At 71.2% G+C, this 20,332-nt stretch carries 20 protein-coding genes; 11 read left to right on the plus strand and 9 right to left on the minus strand.

The features are described 5' to 3' along the window. Positions 1-3: 3 nt before the first annotated feature. The gene (locus K1T34_RS37245) at positions 4-504 is read right to left on the minus strand and encodes a VOC family protein (RefSeq protein WP_220239413.1); all 501 of its coding nucleotides are present in this window, start codon (positions 502-504) and stop codon (positions 4-6) included. Positions 505-609: 105 nt separating this feature from the next. On the opposite strand from K1T34_RS37245, the gene K1T34_RS37250 reads away from it, so the two are divergent. From K1T34_RS37250 to K1T34_RS37260, 3 genes are all read left to right on the plus strand, one after another. Then, positions 610-2,772 (plus strand): thiamine pyrophosphate-dependent enzyme, encoded by a 2,163-nt coding sequence (locus K1T34_RS37250; protein ID WP_220239414.1) that lies wholly within the window; start codon positions 610-612, stop codon positions 2,770-2,772. A gap of 34 nt (positions 2,773-2,806) precedes the next feature. Continuing rightward, complete coding sequence (locus tag K1T34_RS37255) at positions 2,807-4,078, plus strand: dihydrolipoamide acetyltransferase family protein (protein ID WP_220239415.1); 1,272 nt, start codon at positions 2,807-2,809, stop codon at positions 4,076-4,078. Between the two features lie 147 nt (positions 4,079-4,225). After that, the gene (locus K1T34_RS37260; protein ID WP_220239416.1) at positions 4,226-5,713 is read left to right on the plus strand and encodes a metallophosphoesterase family protein; all 1,488 of its coding nucleotides are present in this window, start codon (positions 4,226-4,228) and stop codon (positions 5,711-5,713) included. Between the two features lie 58 nt (positions 5,714-5,771). On the opposite strand, the gene K1T34_RS37265 is transcribed toward K1T34_RS37260, so the two are convergent. The 3 genes from K1T34_RS37265 to K1T34_RS37275 form a co-directional block, all read right to left on the minus strand. Beyond that, entirely contained in the window at positions 5,772-6,158 is a 387-nt protein-coding gene (locus K1T34_RS37265) for a hypothetical protein (protein WP_220239417.1), read from the minus strand. 67 nt (positions 6,159-6,225) lie between these two features. After that, positions 6,226-7,308 carry a winged helix DNA-binding domain-containing protein gene (locus K1T34_RS37270; protein WP_220239418.1) on the minus strand — a complete coding sequence of 361 codons (1,083 nt, stop codon included), beginning with the start codon at positions 7,306-7,308 and terminating at the stop codon, positions 6,226-6,228. Next, positions 7,305-7,841, minus strand: a complete 537-nt coding sequence (locus K1T34_RS37275) for a DinB family protein (RefSeq protein WP_220239419.1) — start codon at positions 7,839-7,841, stop codon at positions 7,305-7,307. The genes K1T34_RS37270 and K1T34_RS37275 overlap by 4 nt, the downstream gene beginning before the upstream one ends. A gap of 61 nt (positions 7,842-7,902) precedes the next feature. Between K1T34_RS37275 and K1T34_RS37280 the strand changes: the two genes are divergently transcribed. Continuing rightward, positions 7,903-8,877: a YafY family protein gene (locus tag K1T34_RS37280; RefSeq protein WP_220239420.1), complete on the plus strand. Its 975-nt coding sequence runs from the start codon at positions 7,903-7,905 to the stop codon at positions 8,875-8,877. On the opposite strand, the gene K1T34_RS37285 is transcribed toward K1T34_RS37280, so the two are convergent. Further along, entirely contained in the window at positions 8,831-9,685 is an 855-nt protein-coding gene (locus K1T34_RS37285) for a lysozyme (RefSeq protein WP_220239421.1), read from the minus strand. The genes K1T34_RS37280 and K1T34_RS37285 overlap by 47 nt on opposite strands. Positions 9,686-9,918: 233 nt before the next feature. Between K1T34_RS37285 and K1T34_RS37290 the strand changes: the two genes are divergently transcribed. Both K1T34_RS37290 and K1T34_RS37295 read left to right on the plus strand, forming a co-directional pair. After that, a complete protein-coding gene (locus K1T34_RS37290; protein ID WP_220239422.1) occupies positions 9,919-10,806 on the plus strand; it encodes an RNA polymerase sigma-70 factor in 888 nt (295 codons plus the stop codon). 9 nt (positions 10,807-10,815) lie between these two features. Further along, on the plus strand, positions 10,816-11,289 hold the full coding sequence (locus K1T34_RS37295; protein WP_220239423.1) for a DNA topology modulation protein FlaR: 474 nt from the start codon (positions 10,816-10,818) through the stop codon (positions 11,287-11,289). Here the strand turns inward: K1T34_RS37295 and K1T34_RS37300 are convergent. The 3 genes from K1T34_RS37300 to K1T34_RS37310 form a co-directional block, all read right to left on the minus strand. After that, on the minus strand, positions 11,274-13,664 hold the full coding sequence (locus K1T34_RS37300) for an excinuclease ABC subunit UvrA (RefSeq protein ID WP_220239424.1): 2,391 nt from the start codon (positions 13,662-13,664) through the stop codon (positions 11,274-11,276). The genes K1T34_RS37295 and K1T34_RS37300 overlap by 16 nt on opposite strands. Before the next feature lie 137 nt (positions 13,665-13,801). Then, positions 13,802-14,152, minus strand: coding sequence for a VOC family protein (locus K1T34_RS37305; RefSeq protein ID WP_220239425.1), 351 nt, complete (start codon positions 14,150-14,152; stop codon positions 13,802-13,804). Between the two features lie 160 nt (positions 14,153-14,312). Beyond that, the gene (locus tag K1T34_RS37310; protein WP_220239426.1) at positions 14,313-14,960 is read right to left on the minus strand and encodes a GntR family transcriptional regulator; all 648 of its coding nucleotides are present in this window, start codon (positions 14,958-14,960) and stop codon (positions 14,313-14,315) included. A 142-nt stretch (positions 14,961-15,102) separates the two neighbouring features. Between K1T34_RS37310 and K1T34_RS37315 the strand changes: the two genes are divergently transcribed. Beyond that, a complete protein-coding gene (locus K1T34_RS37315) occupies positions 15,103-16,002 on the plus strand; it encodes a glycine/betaine/sarcosine/D-proline family reductase selenoprotein B (protein WP_220239427.1) in 900 nt (299 codons plus the stop codon). 88 nt (positions 16,003-16,090) lie between these two features. Then, entirely contained in the window at positions 16,091-16,846 is a 756-nt protein-coding gene (locus K1T34_RS37320; RefSeq protein ID WP_220239428.1) for an SDR family NAD(P)-dependent oxidoreductase, read from the plus strand. On the opposite strand, the gene K1T34_RS37325 is transcribed toward K1T34_RS37320, so the two are convergent. Then, positions 16,821-17,360 carry a GNAT family N-acetyltransferase gene (locus K1T34_RS37325; protein WP_220239429.1) on the minus strand — a complete coding sequence of 180 codons (540 nt, stop codon included), beginning with the start codon at positions 17,358-17,360 and terminating at the stop codon, positions 16,821-16,823. The genes K1T34_RS37320 and K1T34_RS37325 overlap by 26 nt on opposite strands. Before the next feature lie 110 nt (positions 17,361-17,470). On the opposite strand from K1T34_RS37325, the gene K1T34_RS37330 reads away from it, so the two are divergent. From K1T34_RS37330 to K1T34_RS37340, 3 genes are read left to right on the plus strand one after another with little or no spacing between them, the layout of a single operon-like run. Then, positions 17,471-18,112, plus strand: a complete 642-nt coding sequence (locus K1T34_RS37330; protein ID WP_220239430.1) for a GntR family transcriptional regulator — start codon at positions 17,471-17,473, stop codon at positions 18,110-18,112. A 15-nt stretch (positions 18,113-18,127) separates the two neighbouring features. After that, complete coding sequence (locus K1T34_RS37335; RefSeq protein WP_220239431.1) at positions 18,128-19,030, plus strand: oxaloacetate decarboxylase; 903 nt, start codon at positions 18,128-18,130, stop codon at positions 19,028-19,030. Beyond that, the gene (locus tag K1T34_RS37340; RefSeq protein ID WP_220239432.1) at positions 19,027-20,304 is read left to right on the plus strand and encodes an amidohydrolase family protein; all 1,278 of its coding nucleotides are present in this window, start codon (positions 19,027-19,029) and stop codon (positions 20,302-20,304) included. Before K1T34_RS37335 ends, K1T34_RS37340 begins: the two co-directional genes overlap by 4 nt. Positions 20,305-20,332 lie beyond the last annotated feature (28 nt).

Raw genomic sequence — 20,332 nt, forward strand, 5'->3', positions numbered from 1 at the left:
CTCTCAATCGAACGCCTCCGGACGGTGGTCGAAGGCCTTTCCGTTCGGATAGGACACTAGCTCACACTGCAGGCCCCACGGTGACAGGAAGTACACCCACCGCTGCCCTTCGCTCGCGCCGCTGCTGGTGGTCGGCTCCCCGAGCACGCGCAGGCCGCGGCGGTGCAGATCGGCGACGGCGGAGTCGAGATCCTCCACGTACAGCGCGATGTGGTGCCCGCCGACGTCGGAGTTGCGCGGCGGCACGGGGTTCTGCTCCGGCGCCTCGTACTGGAACACCTCGAAGATCGCCTTGCCGCCGAGCCGGTAGAAGTGCAGGCGCCGCATCACCGCTTCGTCGTCGACGCCGAGGTGCTCGCTCATCCAGCTGTCGTCGTGCTCGTAGGGCCCGAGCCGGTACAGGTATTCGCAGCCCAGCACCTCGGTGAAGAACTCGTGGGCTTGGTCGAGGTCCGGCACCGTAAGGCCGAAGTGGTCGACGCCCGTCACCCCGGGGATCGGCATGAGCACACCTCCAATGGATCCATTCGCTTGCTTTTCATGGCTACTTGACGGCATAGTCTCCGTCAAGCCTTTCGCAATGGATCCATTCGAAGATGAGGAGCCCTGATGGCCACTCACGAGTCACTGGTCGCCGGCGCGCCCTGGATCCGCCTGCGCGCCACGCCGGAGGACTGGGACGAAGCCGCACCGGACCTGCTGTTGAGCCTGCTCGGGCGGGCGCAGTGGATCCGGTCGTTCGAGGAGTACGTGCTGGAGCTCGCGGGCCGGGGCCTCGTGCACGGCCCGGCGCACTCGAGCATCGGCCAGGAGGGCGGCGCGGTCGGCTCGATCTCCCCGCTGCGCAGCGACGACTTCGTGAACGGCTCGCACCGCGGCCACCACCAGTTCCTCGCCAAGGCCTTCGGCCACGTCGCCCCGGAGCCCACCGGGCTGCCGGCGATCGACGACGAGGTGCGCACGGTGCTGCGCCGCACGCTGGCCGAGATCTGCGGCCTGGCCGAGGGCTACGGCAGCGGGCGCGGCGGGTCGATGCACCTGCAGTGGCGCGAGGCCGGCGCGATGGGCACCAACGCGATCGTCGGCGGGGGAGTGCCGCAGGCCGCGGGCTTCGCGTGGAACCAGCGTCACACCGGCACCGACGCGGTCACCGTCACCTACTTCGGCGACGGTGCCGTGAACATCGGCTCGGTGCTCGAGACGTTCAACCTCGCCGCCGCGTGGAAGCTGCCCGTCTGCTTCTTCATCGAGAACAACCAGTACGCGGTGTCCACGCCGGTCGACACGGCCACGGCCGAGTCCCGGCTCTCCGCGCGCGGCCTCGGGTTCCACATCCCGAGCTGGCAGGTGGACGGAATGGATCCACTCGCCGTGCACCTGGCGATGAGCGAGGCCGTGGCCCACATGCGCGCGGGCAACGGCCCGACCATCGTCGAGGCCGAGGTCTACCGCTACTTCCACCAGAACGGCCCGTACCCGGGCAGCGCCTTCGGCTACCGCACGAAGGAAGAAGAGAAGTCCTGGCGCGACCGCGACCCGATCGACCTGTTGCGAGGCCACGTCGTGCGCCGCGGCCTCGCCGACGACGACCAGCTCAAGGCGTTCGACGAAGAGATCACCCGGACGCTGCACGAGATCGGCGACAGCTTCCTCGAAGACGGCCCGGACGGCAAGCGCCGCATCAAGGACTCCGCGTGGCCGGACCCGGCCTTCGTCGACGTCGGCGTGCGCGGAGACCTGTCCGAACTGGACGGAAGCCGTTACGAGGAACCCGAGTCCTTCAGCGGGGCGTTGAAGGAGCGCCGGTTCATCGACGCCGTCAGCGATGTCCTCGCCCGGCGGCTGGAGACCGACGAGCGCGTGGTCGTGCTCGGCGAGGACGTCGACCGGCTCAAGGGCGGCACCAACGGCGCCACCAAAAGGGCCATCGAAACGGCACCCGAGCGCGTGCTGGGCACCCCGATCAGCGAGAACGCGTTCACCGGACTCGCCGGCGGCATGGCCATCGACGGCCGCTCGCGCCCGATCGTCGAGTTCATGTACGCCGACTTCATGTGGGTCGCCGCCGACCAGCTCTTCAACCAGGTCGCCAAGGCACGCCACATGTTCGGCGGGACCGGCAGCGTGCCGTTCGTGCTGCGCAGCAAGCTCGCCGCGGGCACCGGCTACGGCTCGCAGCACTCGATGGACCCGGCCGGGATCCTCACCACCGCACCTGGGCTGCGGGTCGTGGCGCCGTCGAACCCGTTCGATTACGTCGGCCTGATGAACACCGCCCTGGCCTGCGACGACCCGGTCGTGGTGCTGGAACACGTGGACCTCTACGCCACCACGGGCACCGCGCCGGTCGACGACTTCGACTACCGCATCCCCGTCGGCAAGGCCGCGCTGCGCCGCACCGGTGACGACCTCACCGTGATCAGCTACCTGTCCATGGTCGGGCACTGCCTCGAGGCCCTGGACGAGACCGGCGTGAGCGCCGACCTGATCGACCTGCGCTGGCTCGACCGCGCGAGCCTCGACTGGGACACGATCGAACGCAGCGTCCGCAAGACCAACCGGGTGCTGATCGTGGAGCAAGGCGCCATCGGCACTTCGTACGGCGGGAAGCTCGCCGACGAGATCCAGCGCCGCCTGTTCGACTGGCTCGACGCGCCGATCGAGCGCGTCACCGGCGGCGAGGCGTCGCCCAGCATCAGCAAGGTCCTCGAACGCGCGGCGATCGCGCGGACCGAGGAAGTGACCGCGGCGCTGCGGCGCCTGTCCGACTGACCGCAACTGCGACCGGCAGCGAGGAGTTCCAACGATGGCAACGCTGTTGCGGGTGCCCGAAGTCGCCACGGGGTCGACCGAGGCCGTGCTGAGCGAGTGGCTGGTGCCCGAGAACGAGGCGTTCGACGCCGGCACGGCACTGGCCGTGCTGGAGACGGACAAGGCAGCCGTGGAAGTCGAGGCCGAAGCCGGCTCGACCGTGCTGCGGCAGCTGGTGGACCGCGGCACGACGGTGGAGGTCGGCACGCCGATCGCCGTGCTGGGTGCCGTGGGAGAGGACGTGAGCGGGCTGCTGGCGGAGCTGGGAGGTTCGGTTGCGCAGAACGGTTCGGCCCAGTCCGAGCCGGCTCAGTCCGAGCCGGCACCGGCTGCGTCGAACGCTTCACGTGAGCGGATTTTCGCGAGTCCCCTGGCGCGCAAGATGTTGAAGGAAGCTGGGATCGGGCTCGAGGAGGTAGCCGGGACCGGGCCGAACGGGCGCATCGTGCGCAAGGACGTGGAGGCCGCGATCGCGCGAGCGGACCGGCCGGCACCGGTGACGCCTCAGCCCGAACCGACGCCGCAACCGGCACGCGAACAGCTCGTGGCCGAACCGGCACCCGCCCGCCGTGAACCCGCGGCAGGCGCGGCGTTCACCGAGATCCCGCACACCCGGATCCGCCGCGCGATCGCGAGCCGGCTCACGATGAGCAAGCAGACTGTGCCGCACTTCTCGGTGCGGCGCACCGCGCGGATCGACGCGCTGCTGGCTCTGCGCAAGCAGCTCAACGAGGTGTCGCCGGCGCGGATCTCGGTCAACGACCTGATCATCCGGGCCGTGGCCGTCGCGCACACCGAGGTGCCCGACGCCAACGTCATCTGGACCGAGGACGCGCTGCGCAAGTACGACTCGGTCGACGTCGGCGTCGCGATCGCGTCCGAACGGGGCCTGGTCACGCCGGTCGTGCGCGGGGTGGAGAAGCTGGCGCCGAGCGCGATTTCGCGCCAGGTCAAGGGTTTCGCGACCCAGGCCGACGAGGGCAAGCTCAAGCAGCAGGACCTCGAAGGCGGCTCGATCGCGGTGAGCAACCTCGGCATGTACGGCGTGGACGACTTCACGGCCATCATCAACCCGCCGCAGTCGTCGATCCTCGCGGTGGGGGCCGGGAAACCCGGTGCGGTCGTGGTGGACGGCGAGCTGACGGTGGCGACGCAGCTGGCGCTCACGCTGGCGGTCGACCACCGCGCGATCGACGGGGCGCTGGCGGCCTCGTGGCTGGGCGTGCTGGTCGACGCGCTCGAACAGCCGCTGCGGCTGGTCGCCTGACCCGGCCCGGTTCCGCCCGCCCGATGTTCCGGCGGGCGGAACCGGCTCCGGTCGATCACTTCGGCGGCAGCCGACTTCCGAGTGTCGACACTCGCGCTTCGCCCACTTGCGGTGTTCCGTTCAACGGGCGGCTTTAGCTTGCAGCGCATGCCTGCTTGCGATTTCACCCGCCGAGACCTGTTGCGCTGGACCGCGTACGCCGCCGCTGCGGCGGGTTCGACCACGTTGCTCGACCCCGCCCGCGCGCTGGCCGCGACCGACTCCCAAGGTGCGGGCCCGGTGACGCCCGTCAATCTCGAACTCGTGACGCTCGCGGAGGACCGCGCCGTGATCACGTGGTACACCGGCCGCGCCGGCACCGACGACGGGCTCGGCCGCATGGTCCCGGCCGACTCCGACGGCGAAGTCCGCTACGGCACCAACCCCAACCGCCTCAACCGGGTGGCGCACGACATCACCGGTCACACCCCGTACCACTACGTCGAACTGCACGCCCTCGAGCCGGGCGAGACGTACTACTACCAGGCTCGTTCCAACGGCAAGCTCGCCGCGCCCACCGCGTTCACGCTCATCGCCGGCAACGCCGTGGGCACCACGGACCGCGGCCTCGGCACGACGGGACCGTTCGAGTTCACGACGCCGCAGCCACCCGAGGGCAGCCACGTGTTCTCGGTGGTGCTGTGCAACGACACCCACATGGGCGAGACGCAGGCCGGGCTCGTCGGCGGGCAGCCGCAGTACATCGGGATCTCGCAGGTGCCCGGCCTGCCGCCGTACCCGGAGGTGATGCTGGAATCGCTGGTGCAGGACGTGAAGCGCTTCGACCCGCGCTACCTGCTCGCCGCCGGTGACATCTCCGCCGAGGCCGTGCCGACCGACCTCAGCCGTGCCGGGCACCTGCTCTCGCGCTTCGGCCGCTACCAGGAGGACTACTTCGTCACGCGCGGCAACCACGACCGCGCGCACATCGGCGACGCGTACTCGACCTGCCGCGTCGGGCAGTGGCAGGGCAACGACTGCTTCCACGACGCGTACTTCCCGCACACCGAGCGCACGTACTTCTCCCGCGACCTGTCCGGCCTGCACGTGATCGGCCTCGACACCTACGACAAGCCCGGCAACGGCGGCGACGCCGGCGGCCTGTCGCCCGAGCAGCTCGACTGGTTCCGCACCGACCTCAAGAAGCACCGCGACCAGCCGACGCTCGTCTTCGGCCACCACCCGCTCGTGATGCAGGACTCGGCGTTCCCGATCACCGCGGGCAGCTCCGTCGACGCCACCCAGGCCGCGCAGATCCTCGACTGGTACTCGCAGACGCCGGGCGTGTTCCTGCACCACGCGGGCCACACCCACCGCAACCACCGCACGATCAGCCCGACGGCGCCGCGCGTGACGCTGCAGGAAGTGGCCGCGGCCAAGGAATACCCGGGCGGGTTCTCCATCCTGCGCCTGCACACCCACGGCTACGCGCTGAACTTCTACAAGTCCCGCAGCGCGCTCGCCCGCCAGTGGAGCGAGCGCAGCCGCCAGGAGATCATGGGCTACTGGCCGCAGTTCGCCTTCGGCAACACCGTGGGCGACCGCAACACGGTGGTCAAGCGCGACCTGACCGGCCTGAAGCGGCCGCACCACTGACGGGGTCGGTGCCACTGCCGGGTTTCCGGCGGTGGCACCGTCGTTTGTGGATTGTCCTTTAGCGTCGGCCGGGACCACCGTGGCCGCTGTCGTCACCCCGGCCGCCGTGGTCGTCCCCGGGCTCATTGTGGCGCCCGCGGTCGTCACCCGGCTCGAGGTGACGGCCGTGGTCGTCTCCGGGCTCGACGTGGTTGCGGTGCGTTTCCGGATGAGTCGTGGAGATCGGCGCTGCGGAGGTGGTCGCCGCCGTGGTCCGGTCCTCGGGATGCGGATTGTCCTCAGTGGACACGAAAGCGGCCGGCTTGGCCGCGGGCTCCGGTGACCCCGCGGCCGCTCCGCCGCCCACGACCGCCGTCACGATCCCGGCTGCCGCCACCGTCGCCGCGGCTACCCCGACGACCCGGCGCCGGGTCCGCTGCGTGCTGTTCTGCGGTGAGTTCGTCATGCCGTCAATCGTCACGCCGCCCCGGGGCCGGTCACCATCGTCCGGTGGTCCTAGTACCGCGGGTCAGTCAGCTTTCGATCCGGACGCCGCGGTGCTCCCCGTCGGACAGGAACAGCGCCACCGCCTCACCTTCGTCGCAGACGGCCGCGCGCTCCGCGCGAGTCAGCCGGCGCAACGGTGTCACCACCACCGTGCCCTCCTCGACGGTCCACGTCGCCGTGACGTGGCCGTCCACGAGGAGGACGCGGGAGCCCGCGACGGAAAGGTTGCGGTGGGCGTCGTCGACGATGCGGGTGCGGTCGGAGTAGCCGAGCAGCGCGTTGTCGAACGCGGGGAGGAAGCGGACGGGCGCCGGGGTGTCCGGAGCGGGGCGCGGGGCGCCGGAGAGGTCCAGCAGTTCGCGGCCGCGGTCGTCGCGGAAGGACACCAGTTCGTCGCGCACCGAGGCGACGGCGGCGGGCAGCCCGGCGAGGCCGGACCACGCGCGCAGGTCGGCGGTGGCGGCGGGGCCGTAGGCGGCGAGGTAGCGGCGGACCAGGTCGGCGCCGACGACGTCGTCCGGGGGAGCCGGGACGTCGCGGCCCAGCCAGGCGGACAGGGGCAGGTACCGCACGCCGGCCTTCTGCCGCCAGACCCCGCGCGGCGGCAGCTGCACCACGGGCACGAGCGCGGCGACCAGCATCTCGCCCAGCGCGCGTGGTCCCGGCGCCGGCCAGCGGTCCGCCACGGCCCGCGCGAGCTCGGGCATGGACCGCGGTTCGCCGTCGGCGAGGACGGCGCGGCCCGCCGCGGCGAGCTCCGTGAGGTCGACGCCGCCGAGCTCACGCCGGTAGACGCCGAGCACGCGCTGGCGCAGCATCGCGTCGTGGCGGGTGCGCCAGGCGAGGGCGTCGTCGGCGGTGACGAGGTGGACGGTGCGGCGCATGAGATGGGTCCGGACCACCTGCCGCCCGACGAGGAGGTCCGACAGTTCGGCCGGCTCGAACGCCCGCAACCGCGACCACAGGCCCGTGAACGGTTCCTGCGGCTCCTGCGCCTGCAGCCCGCACAGGTGCGCGACGGCGTCGAGCGCGGGCAGATCGGCGCGCTCCAGCAGCAGCTGGCGGGCGAGCGTCGCGCGGTTGAGCGCGCGACTGTCCAGCACCGTCACGACGCCTCAAGCGTTTCGCGCAGCAGGTCCGCGTGGCCCGCGTGCTGCGCGGTCTCGACGATCACGTGCAGCAGGACCCCGCGCACACTGCGCTCGGCTCCGGCCTCGTGCCACGGCGCCTCCGGCAGCGGGTGCGCGGCCGCCAGATCGGGCACGGCGGCGACGATCTCCTCGGTCCGCGCCGCGACCTCGTCGTAGCGCTTCAAGATGCCGGCGAGCGTGTCGCCGGGCTGCATGCTGAATTCCGCTTGGTGCTCGATCGCCCACTTCGGATACTCGCGCGCGGTCCCGGCCGCGAAATCGGCCCACGTCACGCCGTCGGGCAGCTCGTAGCTCATCGCTGAAGCGCCTTCGACCGCGAAGCGCAGCCACTGCTCCTCCATCGACGCGACGTGCTTGACGAGCCCGCCGAGGCACAGCTCGCTGACGGTGGGGCGCTTGCCCAGCTGCTCGTCGGTGAGGTCGCGGACGCTCGCCTTCAGCGTCTCCCGAGCGTGGGCGAGCTGGACGAGGAGTTCGGTCTTTTCGGTCATGACGTCATCGTCGCAGGGGTAGCGGACAGGAAGTGGCCGCTTCTTCCGTCAAGATGAAACCGTGCCGAAGACTTCCGCCCGCCTCCTGGCGTTGCTCTCGCTGCTGCAGGCGCGCCGCGACTGGCCGGGCGCGGCGTTGGCCGAGCGGCTCGCCATCAGCCCGCGCACCGTCCGCCGTGACGTCGATCGCCTGCGGGAGCTGGGATATCCGATCGTCGCGACCAAAGGACCCGACGGCGGCTACCGCCTCGATGCCGGCGCGCAGCTGCCACCGCTGCTGTTCGACGACGAGCAGGCCGTCGCGCTCGCCGTCGCCCTGCAGCTGGCGACCACCGGCGGCGCGGGCATCGAGGAAGCGGCCGCGCGGGCGTTGACGACGGTGCGCCAGGTGATGCCAGCCCGGCTGCGGCACCGGATCGACAGCGTCCGCGTGACCGCGCTGGCCCGGCCGGTTCCGCAGGTCGGCGGCGACGTCCTCGCCGCGCTGGGCGCCGCCGTCCACGCGAGCGAGGTGCTGCGCTTCGACTACCCGCCCGGCCCCGCGCCACGGCGCGTCGAACCGCACCACCTCGTCGCCCGCGGCGGCCTCTGGTACCTCGTGGCCTGGGACCTCGACCGCGGCGACTGGCGCGTCTTCCGCGCCGACCGCCTCACGCCCCGCACTCCGACCGGCCCGCGGTTCACCCCGCGCGAGCTGCCCGGCGGCAGCGTCGCCGCCTTCGTCACCAGCCGGTTCCAGGGCTCCGCCAGCGGCTGGCCCTGCCGCGGCTCGGTGCTCCTCGACCTGCCCGCGGCCGCGGTGTCGCGCTACGCCGCGGACGCCGTCGTCGAGGAGGCCGGCCCGGACCGGTGCCGCCTGGAGCTGGGCTCGTGGTCGTGGGCCGCCCTGGCCGCCGCCTTCGGGCGGTTCGACGCGGACCTGGAGGTCGTCGGACCGCCCGAGCTGGCGGAGGCGTTCGAGGTGCTCGCGCGCCGCTTTCGCGCCGGGGTCAGGCCGCGGCGGACGGCCCGCTCGCCAGCGCCTGCACCCGGTTGAACGGGCCGTTGTAGTAGTTCTGGTCGCCCGGCAGGCCGCCGGTGCGGGAGAACTGCCAGATGCTCTGCTTGTCCCAGCCCGCCGGCAGCTCGCCGATCTGCGGTGCGTATCGCGCGAGCCACAGCGGATCCGTGTCGCCGAAGCGGTTCGTGTTGCCGGTACAGAGTTTCCACCACGTGGTGGACGTGTAGATCAGTGCGCTGCGGCCTTCCTTCGCGAGGTAGGTGCGCGTGAAGTCGGCGATCCAGTTGGTCATGTCGGCCGGGCTCTTGCCGTAACAGGCGTCGCCGTACGGGTTGTACTCGATGTCGAGCGCGCCGGGCAGCGTTTTGCCGTCCCCACGCCAGGCCCCGCCGTGCGCGATGAAGTACTCGGCCTGCTCCGCGCCGCCGGATACGTCGGGCCGCGCGAAGTGGTAGGCGCCGCGGACGATCCCGGCGGCGTGCGCGCCGTCGTACTGCCCGCCGAACTGCGGGTTGACGAACCCCGTGCCCTCCGTCGCCTTGACGTAGGTGAACCGCGCGCCCGACCCGCTCGCCGCCTTCCAGTCGACAGCGCCCGTGTGCCCGCTCACGTCGTGTCCGAGCGTCTGGTCGACGTCGGCCCGGGCCAGGTCAGGACCCCCGTGCACCCCTTCGTGCGCCGCGATCTGCGCGCCCGCGTAGGTGTCCCCGGCGAGTGAGTAGTCGGCTGCCGGAGCAGCCGAGGCGGGCGCCGTCAGCAGCCCTCCCGGCACCAGCACCCCGGCGACGATCAGCAAAGACCGCCGCCACCGGCCGCCACGGTCGTTTCCCGGCACTGTTCGCATTCCGGCTCCGATCCTGTCACTGGCAGGTCCGTGATCATCGTGCCTCCGGTGTGGACACTTCGCGAGCCTTCTGTCACTCGATCGTGGAATGCTCCACTGTGGACGGACAGCCGGTCCGGCAAAGTAGCACCACGTCACAGCGGTCATCGCGGTGGATGATCACCGGCCGGTTCCGGGCTCGGCGTAAGCTGGCTTCGTCAGTCGCACACGTCGTCGGAAGGGCTGCCGGGGGTATGGAAGAGAGCGGAAGCGCCACTCTCGACGATGCGGCCGAGGTCTTCGCGCAGGTGCGCCCGCGGCTGTTCGGCATCGCGTACCGCATGCTCGGCAGCGCGGCCGACGCGGAGGACGTGCTGCAGGAGGTGTGGCTGCGCTGGCAGAAGGCCGACCGCTCGGTGGTCGAGAACCCGGCCGCCTACCTCGCGACCACGACCACGCGCCAGGCGATCAACGCCACGCGCACCGCGTACGCGCGGCGCGAGACCTACATCGGGCCCTGGCTGCCCGAGCCCGTCGACACGACGGCCGACCCGCAGCTCGGCGCCGAGCGCGCCGCCGCGCTGGAGGTCGCCGTGCTGATGCTGCTGGAGAAGCTCACGCCGACCGAGCGCGCCGCGTACGTGCTGCGGGAGGCGTTCGACTACCCGTACTCGCAGATCGCCGAGATCATCCAGACCACCGAGGTCACGGCACGCCAGTACGTGAGCCGCGCCCGCAAGCACCTCGCGGCGGAGAAGCGCAAGCCCGTGAGCGAGGCGGAGCGGAAGAAGCTGCTCGCCGCGTTCCTGGCCGCCGCGCAGGCCGGGGACCTGCCGGCGCTGGAGCAGCTTTTCGCCTCCGACGTGGTGAGCTACTCCGACGGCGGCGGCGTCGCCCGGGCCGCGCGCTCGGCGATCTTCGGCCCGGCCACGCTCGCGAAGGTCATCCGCGCGTACCAGCCGTTCTTCTGGACGGACGCCGACATCGTCTTCACCCAGGTCAACGGCGAGCTCGCCGCGGTGCTCAGCCGCAACGGCGCCGTGTACGGCGTCATCAGCTTCACCTCCACGGAAGACGGCATCGACAAGATCCTCTGGATGCTCAACCCCGGCAAGCTGACCGCCGCGCTGCCCACGGACTGACGCGCTGCCGTGCGGCGGGTCGTCCTCCTCGGCCGTGGTGGCGCGGGCAAGTCGACGTTCGCCACGCGCCTCGGCGCCGCCCTCGACCTGCCCGTTGTGGAGCTCGACGCGCTGTTCTGGCCGCCGGACCTCGCGCCGATGCCGGCCGAGCGGTGGGCCGAGGTCCAGGAACAGCTGGCCGGCGAGTCGCGCTGGATCCTCGACGGTGACCTCGGTCCGTACGACGTGCTGAAACCCCGCCTCGAAAAGGCCGACACCGTCGTGGTGCTCGACTTCCCGCTCTGGCGCTGCGCCTGGCGAGCGCTGCGCCGCGGAAAGGAGGACCGGGCCTTCTGGCACTGGCTCGTCACCTACCGCCGCCGCGCGCTGCCTGTCGTCGATGCCGCCCTCGCCGAGCACGCCAAGCACGCCACCGTGCACCGGCTCAGGAACCCCCGCGCTGTCGAGGGGTTCCTGAGCCGCGTGGATCAGGCGCCGACGTAGTCCGCCAGGTGCTCGCCGGTCAGTGTCGCGCGCTTCGCGACGAGGTCGGCCGGCGTGCCCTCGAACACGACGCGCCCGCCGTCGTGGCCGGCGCCGGGGCCGAGGTCGATGATCCAGTCGGCGTGGGCCATCACGGCCTGGTGGTGCTCGATGACGATCACGGACTTGCCGGCCTCGACAAGCCGGTCCAGCAGGCCCAGCAGCTGTTCGACGTCGGCCAGATGCAGGCCGGCGGTCGGCTCGTCGAGCACGTAGACGCCGCCGTCGGCGCCCATGTTCGTGGCCAGCTTGATCCGCTGGCGCTCGCCGCCCGAGAGTGTGGTGAGCGGCTGGCCGAGCGTGAGGTAGCCGAGCCCGACGTCGGCCAGGCGCTGCAGGATCTTGTGCGCCGCAGGGAGTTTCGCCTCGCCGTCGCCGAAGAACTCCTCGGCCTCGGCCACCGACATCGTGAGCACCTCGCTGATGTCGCGCCCGCCCAGGTGGTACTCCAGCACCTCGGCCTGGAACCGCTTGCCCTCGCACACCTCGCACGGCGTGGCGACGCCGGCCATCATCGCGAGGTCGGTGTAGACGACGCCCGCGCCGTTGCAGTTCGGGCACGCGCCCTCGGAGTTGGCGCTGAACAGGGCCGGCTTCACGCCGTTGGCCTTCGCGAAAGCCTTGCGGATCGGCTCCAGCAGGCCGGTGTAGGTGGCCGGGTTGCTGCGCCGCGAGCCGCGGATCGCAGCCTGGTCCACGGTCACCACGTCGTCGCCGCCGGAGACCGAGCCGTGGATGAGTGAGCTCTTGCCCGAACCCGCCACGCCCGTGACGACCACGAGCACGCCGAGCGGGATGTCGACGTCCACGTCTTGCAGGTTGTGCGTGCTCGCGCCGCGCACCTCGAGCGCGCCCGACGGCGTGCGCACCGATGGCTTGACCTTCGCGCGGTCGTCGAGGTGACGCCCGGTGCGGGTGCCGGACTTGCGCAGGCCCTCGACGCTGCCCTCGTACACGACCTCGCCGCCGCCGCCGCCCGCGTCGGGGCCGAGGTCGACGACGTGGTCGCCGATCGCGATCGTCTCCGGCTTGTGCTCCACGACGAGCACCGTGTTGCCCTTGTCCCGCAGCTGCCGCAGCAGGCCGTTCATGCGCTGGATGTCGTGCGGGTGCAGGCCGATGCTCGGCTCGTCGAACACGTAGGTCACGTCGGTCAGCGACGACCCGAGGTGGCGGATCATCTTGGTGCGCTGCGCCTCGCCGCCCGAGAGCGTGCCCGACGGCCGGTCGAGCGAGAGGTAGCCCAGCCCGATCTCGACGAACGAGTCGAGCGTGTGCCGCAGCGACGTCAGCAGGGGAGCGACCGACGGTTCCTTCAGCCCGCTCACCCACTCGGCGAGGTCGCTGATCTGCAGGGCGCACGCGTCGGCGATGGAGAGCTCGCCGATCTTCGACGAGCGCGCTTCCGCCGACAGGCGCGTGCCTTCGCACTCCGGGCAGGTGGTGAAGGTGACCGCTCGCTCCACGAACGCGCGGATGTGCGGCTGCATCGCGTCGACGTCCTTGGACAGGAACGACTTCTGGATCGCGGGCACGAGGCCCGAGTAGGTGAGGTTGATGCCCTCGACCTTGATCTTCGTCGGTTCCTTGTACACCAGGTCGTTCAGCTGTTTTTTCGTGAACTTCTTGATCGGCTTGTCCGGGTCGAAGAAGCCGCTGCCGCGGAAGATGCGGCCGTACCAGCCCTCCATGCTGTAGCCCGGGATGGTGATGGCGCCTTCGTTGAGCGACTTGTTCTCGTCGTAGAGCGCGGTGAGGTCGATGTCGTTGACCTTGCCGCGGCCCTCGCACCGCGGGCACATGCCGCCGGTGATGCTGAAACTGCGGCGCTCCTTCACCGTCCGCCCGGCGCGTTCGAAAGTCACCGCGCCGCCGCCGCTGATCGAGGCGACGTTGAAGGAAAACGCTTGCGGCGAACCGATGTACGGCTTGCCGAGGCGGCTGAAGAGGATCCGCAGCATCGCGTTGGCGTCGGTCGCCGTGCCCACAGTGGACCGCGGGTCGGCGCCCATCCGCTCCTGGTCCACGATGATCGCCGTGGTGAGGCCTTCGAGCACGTCGACGTCGGGCCGGGCGAGCGTGGGCATGAAGCCCTGCACGAAGGCGCTGTAGGTCTCGTTGATCAGCCGCTGCGACTCCGCGGCGATCGTGCCGAAAACCAGCGAGCTCTTGCCCGAGCCGGACACGCCGGTGAACACGGTCAGGCGGCGTTTCGGGAGCTCGACGCTGACGTCCTTGAGGTTGTTCACGCGCGCGCCGTGCACACGGATCATGTCGTGGCTGTCGGCGCCCTGCGGCGCGGACGAGGGCTGGGCCTTCGCCGTGGCCTTGGTCATCGGGTCTCCCTCTGCTGGGACGGGGGCCGCGCGTGCGGCGTCGACGGGGTCGGTGGAGCGGCTGGCGTCGATTCAACCAGCTCGACCGGGGTGCTCGTGGCCGGTCGGATGCCCGCTCACCCGGAGCGGGCGGCGGCTCAGCGGTCCTGGACCAGGCCCAGCACGTTGCCGTCCGGGTCGGTGAAGGTGGCGACGAGGCGCCCGCCGCCGACGTTCTTCGGCTGCTCCCGCACCACGGCGCCCGCCGCGGTCACCTCGGCCAGCTTCGCCTCGATGTCGTCGACGTGCCAGTAGGCCACGGGCGAGGGCGAGGCCTGCGGACCGCCGTTCGGCACGAGGCCGATGTGCTGGCCGGCGGTGTCGAAGCCGACGTAGTACTCGCTGTCGGCCTGTGGCGCGATCCCGAGCAGCGCGGTGTAGACCTCCTTGGCCTTGCTCAGGTCGGAGACGGAGTGCAACACGGTCTTGATGCCCTGCGTGGCGGACATGGTGGCTCCCGGGGTTCGTAGGTTCGAGCGGTTCGAGTGCGTGTCTTCGACGCTAACCGCGACGCCCGCGTGAGCGCTTCTCGATTCCTGCTCGGTTCACCCTCGCAACGGTGTGTCCCCGGGTGTGGACGGTGCGTGGACCGGCCACAGTGGACGCGCGTCAGAGGCCCTTCACGAGCACGTCGTGGGTCGTCTTGAGGTGGGCGGCGAGGCGGTCGGCCGCGAGGTCGGCGTCGCGGGCGAGCACGGCGTCGAGCAGGCCGCGGTGCTCGGCGTCGACGTCGCGCTCGCCGGCCGGCTCCGCGACGGACCAGCGGCGGTAGAGCTCGCCCTTGTCGCGCAGCCGGTAGGCCATCGCGAGGATGCGCTGGTTGCGGCAGCCTTCGAGCAGTGCGGTGTGGAACGCGCCGTGGGCCTTGCCGGCGGCGACGGAGGGCTGCGGGTCGTCCGCGCGCGGGGTGACGAGCAGCAGGTGGTGCGCGCCGACCACGTGCGCCTCCCACGCCGCGTCGCCCTCGCGCACCGAATGTTTCAACGCGAGCGTCTCGATCTCCAGCCGGGCCTCGGTGAGGTCCCGAAGGTCTGCCTCCGACAGGGCCGCGACGCGGAAGCCCTGCATCGGCCGCTCCTGCACCAGGTCGCGCTCGGCGAGGCGCAGCAGGCTCTCGCGCGCGACGCCGACGCTGCACTCGAAGCGTTTGCACAGCTCCGCCGTGCGCAGCGGCGAGCCCGGTTCGCGCGCGCCGGAGAGGATCTCCTCGCGCAGGCTCAGGTACACGCGCTCGTTGCGGGTCTCCTTGTCGGGCACCTGCCCATCCTACGAATGTTCGAGCCCGGAGCCGGGGTGGCCACGCTCGTCCGTTCAGGTCATTATTCGAACATATAATTAATATTCGAATATCTGGCGTAGCCTTGATCTTGACCGACCACGAGGAAGGAACGGATCACCCATGACCACCCAGGCTGACTCCCGGACCTACGACTTCGACGCGAACGTGGCGGGCTCCGTGCTCGGCATCCCGCCGCTGAGCGTGCCGACGTTCGGCGCGCCGGAGCTCACCCCGCTGCGCAAACCGCCGGCCGACGCGACCGTCGGGCTGCTCGTCACGTGCGGCGCCTACTACCCGGACCAGAAGCGCCTGGAGCAGCGCAGCGACCTGTCCTACCGCCTGCTGCCGCGCGAGCGGGACCTGTCGGACGTGCTGTTCGCGCACATGACGCCGATCCGCGCGTTCGCGCTGGCCGACCCGAACGTCGCGTATCCGCGCGACACGATGCTCGACCTCGAGCGCGCGGGCGTGATCGGCCGCTACGCCGACCACGCGGTGTCCATGGTCGGCTCGATCTCGCAGTACGACGAGCTCGCCACGGAGACCGCGCCGAGGATCGTCGACGAGTTCGCCGCGATGGGTGTGGACCTCGTGCCGTTCTGCCCGCAGTGCCACGTCGCCGGCGGGGTCCTCGCGCGCGCGATCGAACGTCGTGGCCTGCCGACCACCAGCCTCACCACGCTGCACCGCGCGGCTTCGGCGGTCAAAGCCCCTCGTGCGACGTTCCTCGACTTCCCGCTCGGCTGTCCGTGCGGCCGGCCCCGCGAGGCAGAGCAGCAACGCGCCATCGTCCGCGCCGCGGTGGAGACCGGCGCCGCCGTGGACCCGGCCGACGAGTGGTCGCTGCGCCGGCTGCCGTTCCAGTGGGCGGCCGACGGCGGCCGGGACTGGGAAGCGCTGGTGACCGACCTGTACCGCGTCGACAACGAGATCCGGGGGAGCGTGCGGGCGAACCTCAACGCGCACGTCATGACGCTGGAGGGGCAGGAGAAGGAGTTCACGATCCGCTGCGCCTGCTGAGGCCTGTCCTCTTAGGACGGTGTTCGGCGACCACTTCGGCCGCTGCCCGCTTGACCTGGAGCGCGCACCAGCTCCTAGCGTCGGTGCGATGGAAACGAAGGTGCTAGTGACGGGCGCGACCAGTGGCCTCGGACTCGCCATGGCGACCGCGCTCGCCGGAGCCGGGGCGCGCGTCGCGGTGAGCGGACGGTCGGGGCAGCGGGCGCGCGAGGTCGCCGCCGAGCTGCCGGGGGCGTTCGGGGTCGAGCTGGACGTGCGCGACGAGACGTCGGTGGCCCGCGCCGTCGAGGAGACGTGGTCGCGGCTCGGTGGGCTCGACCTGCTGGTGAACAACGCCGGGCTCGGCATGCGCACGGTCAACCCGCGGTTCATGACCGAGCCGCGGGGGTTCTGGGAAGTCCCGGTCGAGGGTTTCCGCCAGGTGGTCGAGACGAATCTGACGGGCTACTTCCTCGTGGCGCGGGAGGCCACGCCGCGGATGCTGGCCGCGGGTGGCGGGCGGATCGTGAACATCGCAGTGAGCGAGACGACCATGAGCAGGGCCGGGTTCGTGCCGTACGGCCCGTCGCGCGCGGGCAGCGAGTCGCTGTCGCGCGTGATGGCGGCGGACCTGCGCGGCACCGGCGTCACGGTGAACCTGCTGCTGCCCGGCGGCGCGACCGTCACGGGGATGCTGCCGGACGCGCCCGCCGGCCACCGCTTCCTGGAGCCGGAGGTGATGGGGCCGCCCATCGTGTGGCTGGCCTCGGCCGAGGCGGCCGGGGTGCACGACGAGCGCATCGTCGCCGCGGAGTTCGAGCAGTGGCTGAGCGAGCGTGTCAGGCGCGGAACTGCGCCGGAGTGAACGAGAAGACCGCGTACTCCCGGCCCGCGTGCGTGAAGTCGCCGACGTGTTTCATGCCGAGGTGCGTGTGGACGGCCAGCGACTTCTCGTTGGCGCGTTCGACGAACAGCACGCCCGCGGTGTGGTCGGCGAGGTGTTCGGCCACGGCGGCGAGCAGCAGCCGCACCACGCCCTGGCCGCGGTGGGCCGGCGCGACCGTGACGGGGCCGTAGAGGAACACGCCTTCGGTCAGGCCCGCGGCGCGCGCGACCTCGACGGTGCGCCCGGGCGGGCCGTCGCCGGCCGAGTCCGCCGGTGACGTCAGGGCGACGCCGGCCGGTTCGCCGTCGTCCTCGGCGAGGTAGACGCCGGTGGTGGTGTCGAAGCAGGAGAGCTTTTCCTCGTCGAAGCTGCCCTGCACGAAGCCCTGCGCGGCGCGTTCTTCAGGGGGCAGGTCGAGTCCGCGGGCGCCGTCGAGCAGCGCGAGGACCGCCGGTCGGTCCGCCGGTCCGGACTTGCGCACCAAGATCGTCACGGCTCCACCCTAGCGAGCGTGACCAGAGCCACGCGACAATAGTGGCGCTTGCATTGTTGACAATCCAGGCGACACGCTAGTATCCTGGGTGGCAGCACGAAGGGACGGCCATGAAGAGCGAAGAGGTCGAGCTGCACCTGCGGGAGCGGCTGTTGCGCGGGGACTTCACGCCGGGCAGCCGGCTGCCGGAAGTGAAGCTGGCCGCCGAGCTCGGCACCACCCGCAACGCCGTCCGATCGGCCCTGCTGGCGCTCGAGTCGCGCAAGCTGGTGGAGCGGATCCCCAACGTCGGCACGGTCGTGGCAAAGGTCGACTTCGGCCGCCTGGAGGAGATCTACGACGTCCTCGAGGTGATGGAAGGCCTAGCCGCGCGGCTCGCGGCACAGCAGGCCGAACAGCAGGACTGGAAGGCGCTGCAGGAGCTTTTCGCGCCCAGCCGGCTCGACGACGCGGCCGCCAGCGGCGACCTCGAGACGTTCCTCGCGGCCATCGACTCCTACCGCGACACCGTGATCCGCTTGGCGGAGCAGGATTTCCTCGCCGAGACCCTCGCCGGCATCCAGGACCAGGCGCACCTGCTGCGGCGCCGGATCCTCATGACCCCGGGCCGGATGGAGGAGAGCCTCGCCGAGCACCGCGACATCATCGAAGCCCTCGTGCGCGGTGACGCCGTCCGGGCCGAAGAGCTCAAGCGCCACAACATGAAAACCGCCCGCAAGCGGTTGCGCCGCTACCGCGATTTCCTCGTCTGACGAGAAGGAAGTTCCATGCCGAACACACCGCACGAGCGCAGGAAGGCGTTCAAAGCCCTCCTCGCCGGACCCGGGCCGCTGGTGCTGCCAGGAGCGTACGACGCCTTCAGCGCCCGCCTGGTCGAAAAGGCCGGTTACCCCGCGACCTACCTGGGCAGTTTCGCCGCCGCCGCGTCGGCGTTCGGGCTGCCCGACGTCGGGCTCCTCACCTTGAACGAGATCGCCGAGCAGGCGCGCCGCGTCGTCGACGCCGTCGGCGTCCCCGTGCTCGCCGACGCGGAGAACGGTTTCTACGACGCCCCGAACGTCTGGCGCGCCGTGAAGGTCTTCGAGGACGCGGGCGTTGCCGGCGTGCACATCGAGGACAACCTGGGTGGCAAGCACACGTCGATGCCCGCCGGGCTGCTTTCGGTGGAGCAGATGGCGAACAAGGTGCGCGCGGCGGTCGACGCCCGCACCGATCCCGACTTTCTCGTGATCGCCCGCTCCGACGCGGCGTGGGTCGAGCACGACCTCGAAGGCTGCGTGCGCCGGCTCGAGGCCTACGCCGCGGCCGGTGCGGACATGGTGTTCGCGCCCGCCATCCCGGCGACCGACCTCAAGCGCGTGCGGGACCGGATCCCGGTGCCCGTGATGGTGCCCGGGGATCTGCTCGACGTGCCGGGTTCGGACGAGCCGTCGAGCACGATCGCGCAGTACGGCGAGGCCGGTGCCGACGTGGTTCTGTTGTGGTACACGGTGATCGGGGCCGCGTCGAAGAACGTCGCGGCGGTGCTCGACGCGCTGCGGGAAGGCAACGACGTGGCAGCGGTGAAGCACCTCGTCACCGAGCAGCACGCGTTCGAAGCCGCCATGGGCTACGACGAGTACGAAAAGCGCAGTGCGCGGTACGCGAGCGGACAGGAGGCGCCGGCGTGAGCGGCGAGACCGTCTACACGGGAGCGCGCCTGATCACCGGCGAGCAGGTGCTCGACGACGCGGCGCTGGTCGTTCGCGACGGGGTGATCCGGCAGGTCGGCGCGGCGGCGGACATCGTGGCGGAAGGCACCGTGGTTTCCTTGCGCGGCAAGACGGTGATCCCCGCGATCGTGAACCCGCACGGCCACATCGGGTACATGCGCGGCACCACGTCGGACGCGAGGTTCTACTCGCGCGCCAACGTCGTCGATCACCTGCACCGGCTCGCGTACTACGGCGTCAGCACGTTCCAGTCGCTCGGCACCGACCGCGACGACACCGAGCTCGCCGTCCGCGACGACCAGCGCGCCGGCACCCTCGGCGAGCGTGACGTCGCGCAGCTGTTCACGGCGGGCGCCGGAATCGTCGCGCCGACCCCGGGCGACACCAATGGCGGGCCGTTCTTCGCCGCCGACGCTGTGCACGAGGCGACCGGCCCCGACGAGGTGCGCGCGTTCGTGCGCGGCCTGGCCGAGAAGCGGGTCGATGCCGTGAAGTTCTGGCTCGACAGCCGCCACGGCACCAAGGAGAAGCTCGGCCCGGAGATCTACGAGGCCGTGATCGACGAGGCGCACGCCCACGGCATCACCGTCGCCGCGCACATCTACACGCTCGACGAGGCGAAGGCCGTCATCCGCGCGGGCGCCGACATCATCGCGCACCTGCCGCGCACGGGCACCGACGACGAGCTCATCGCGCTGCTCAAGGACAACAACGTCGCGGTGTTCACGTCGATGGCCATCCAGCGCCCGCCGGGTGAGGACTGGCTGGACGAGCCCGCGTTCGCGGACATCCTCCCGCGCGACGCGGTGGAGACCTTGCGCGCGACGATCCGCGAGAAGGCGCCGGAACCGCTGTTCGACACCGGCGCGGCCTACCGCGGCATGGAGAAGACGCTCGTCGCCCTGGCCGACGCGGGCGTGCGGCTGGTGTTCTCCGCCGACACGGGCCTGCTCGCGCAGATCATCGGCTTCGCCGAGCACCGCGAGCTGGAGGCTCTGGTGGCGGCCGGCCTGTCGCCGCTGGCGGCGCTGCGGCTGGCCACGGAGGTGTCGGCCGAGCTGCTGGGGCTGGCCGACCGCGGTTCGCTCACGGTGGGCAAGCGGGCGGACTTCGTTGTCCTGGACGAGGATCCGCTGGAGGACATCACGGCGACCCGCCGCATTGCCGACGTGTACCTCGAAGGCACTCGCATCGACCGGGAAGGGCTGCGCAAGGGCTGGCAGAACGCCTGACCGACGCGATACGCGGAAGGCCGGTGCC

Origin of the sequence: Amycolatopsis sp. DSM 110486 (assembly GCF_019468465.1) — a bacterium.
Classification (GTDB): domain Bacteria; phylum Actinomycetota; class Actinomycetes; order Mycobacteriales; family Pseudonocardiaceae; genus Amycolatopsis.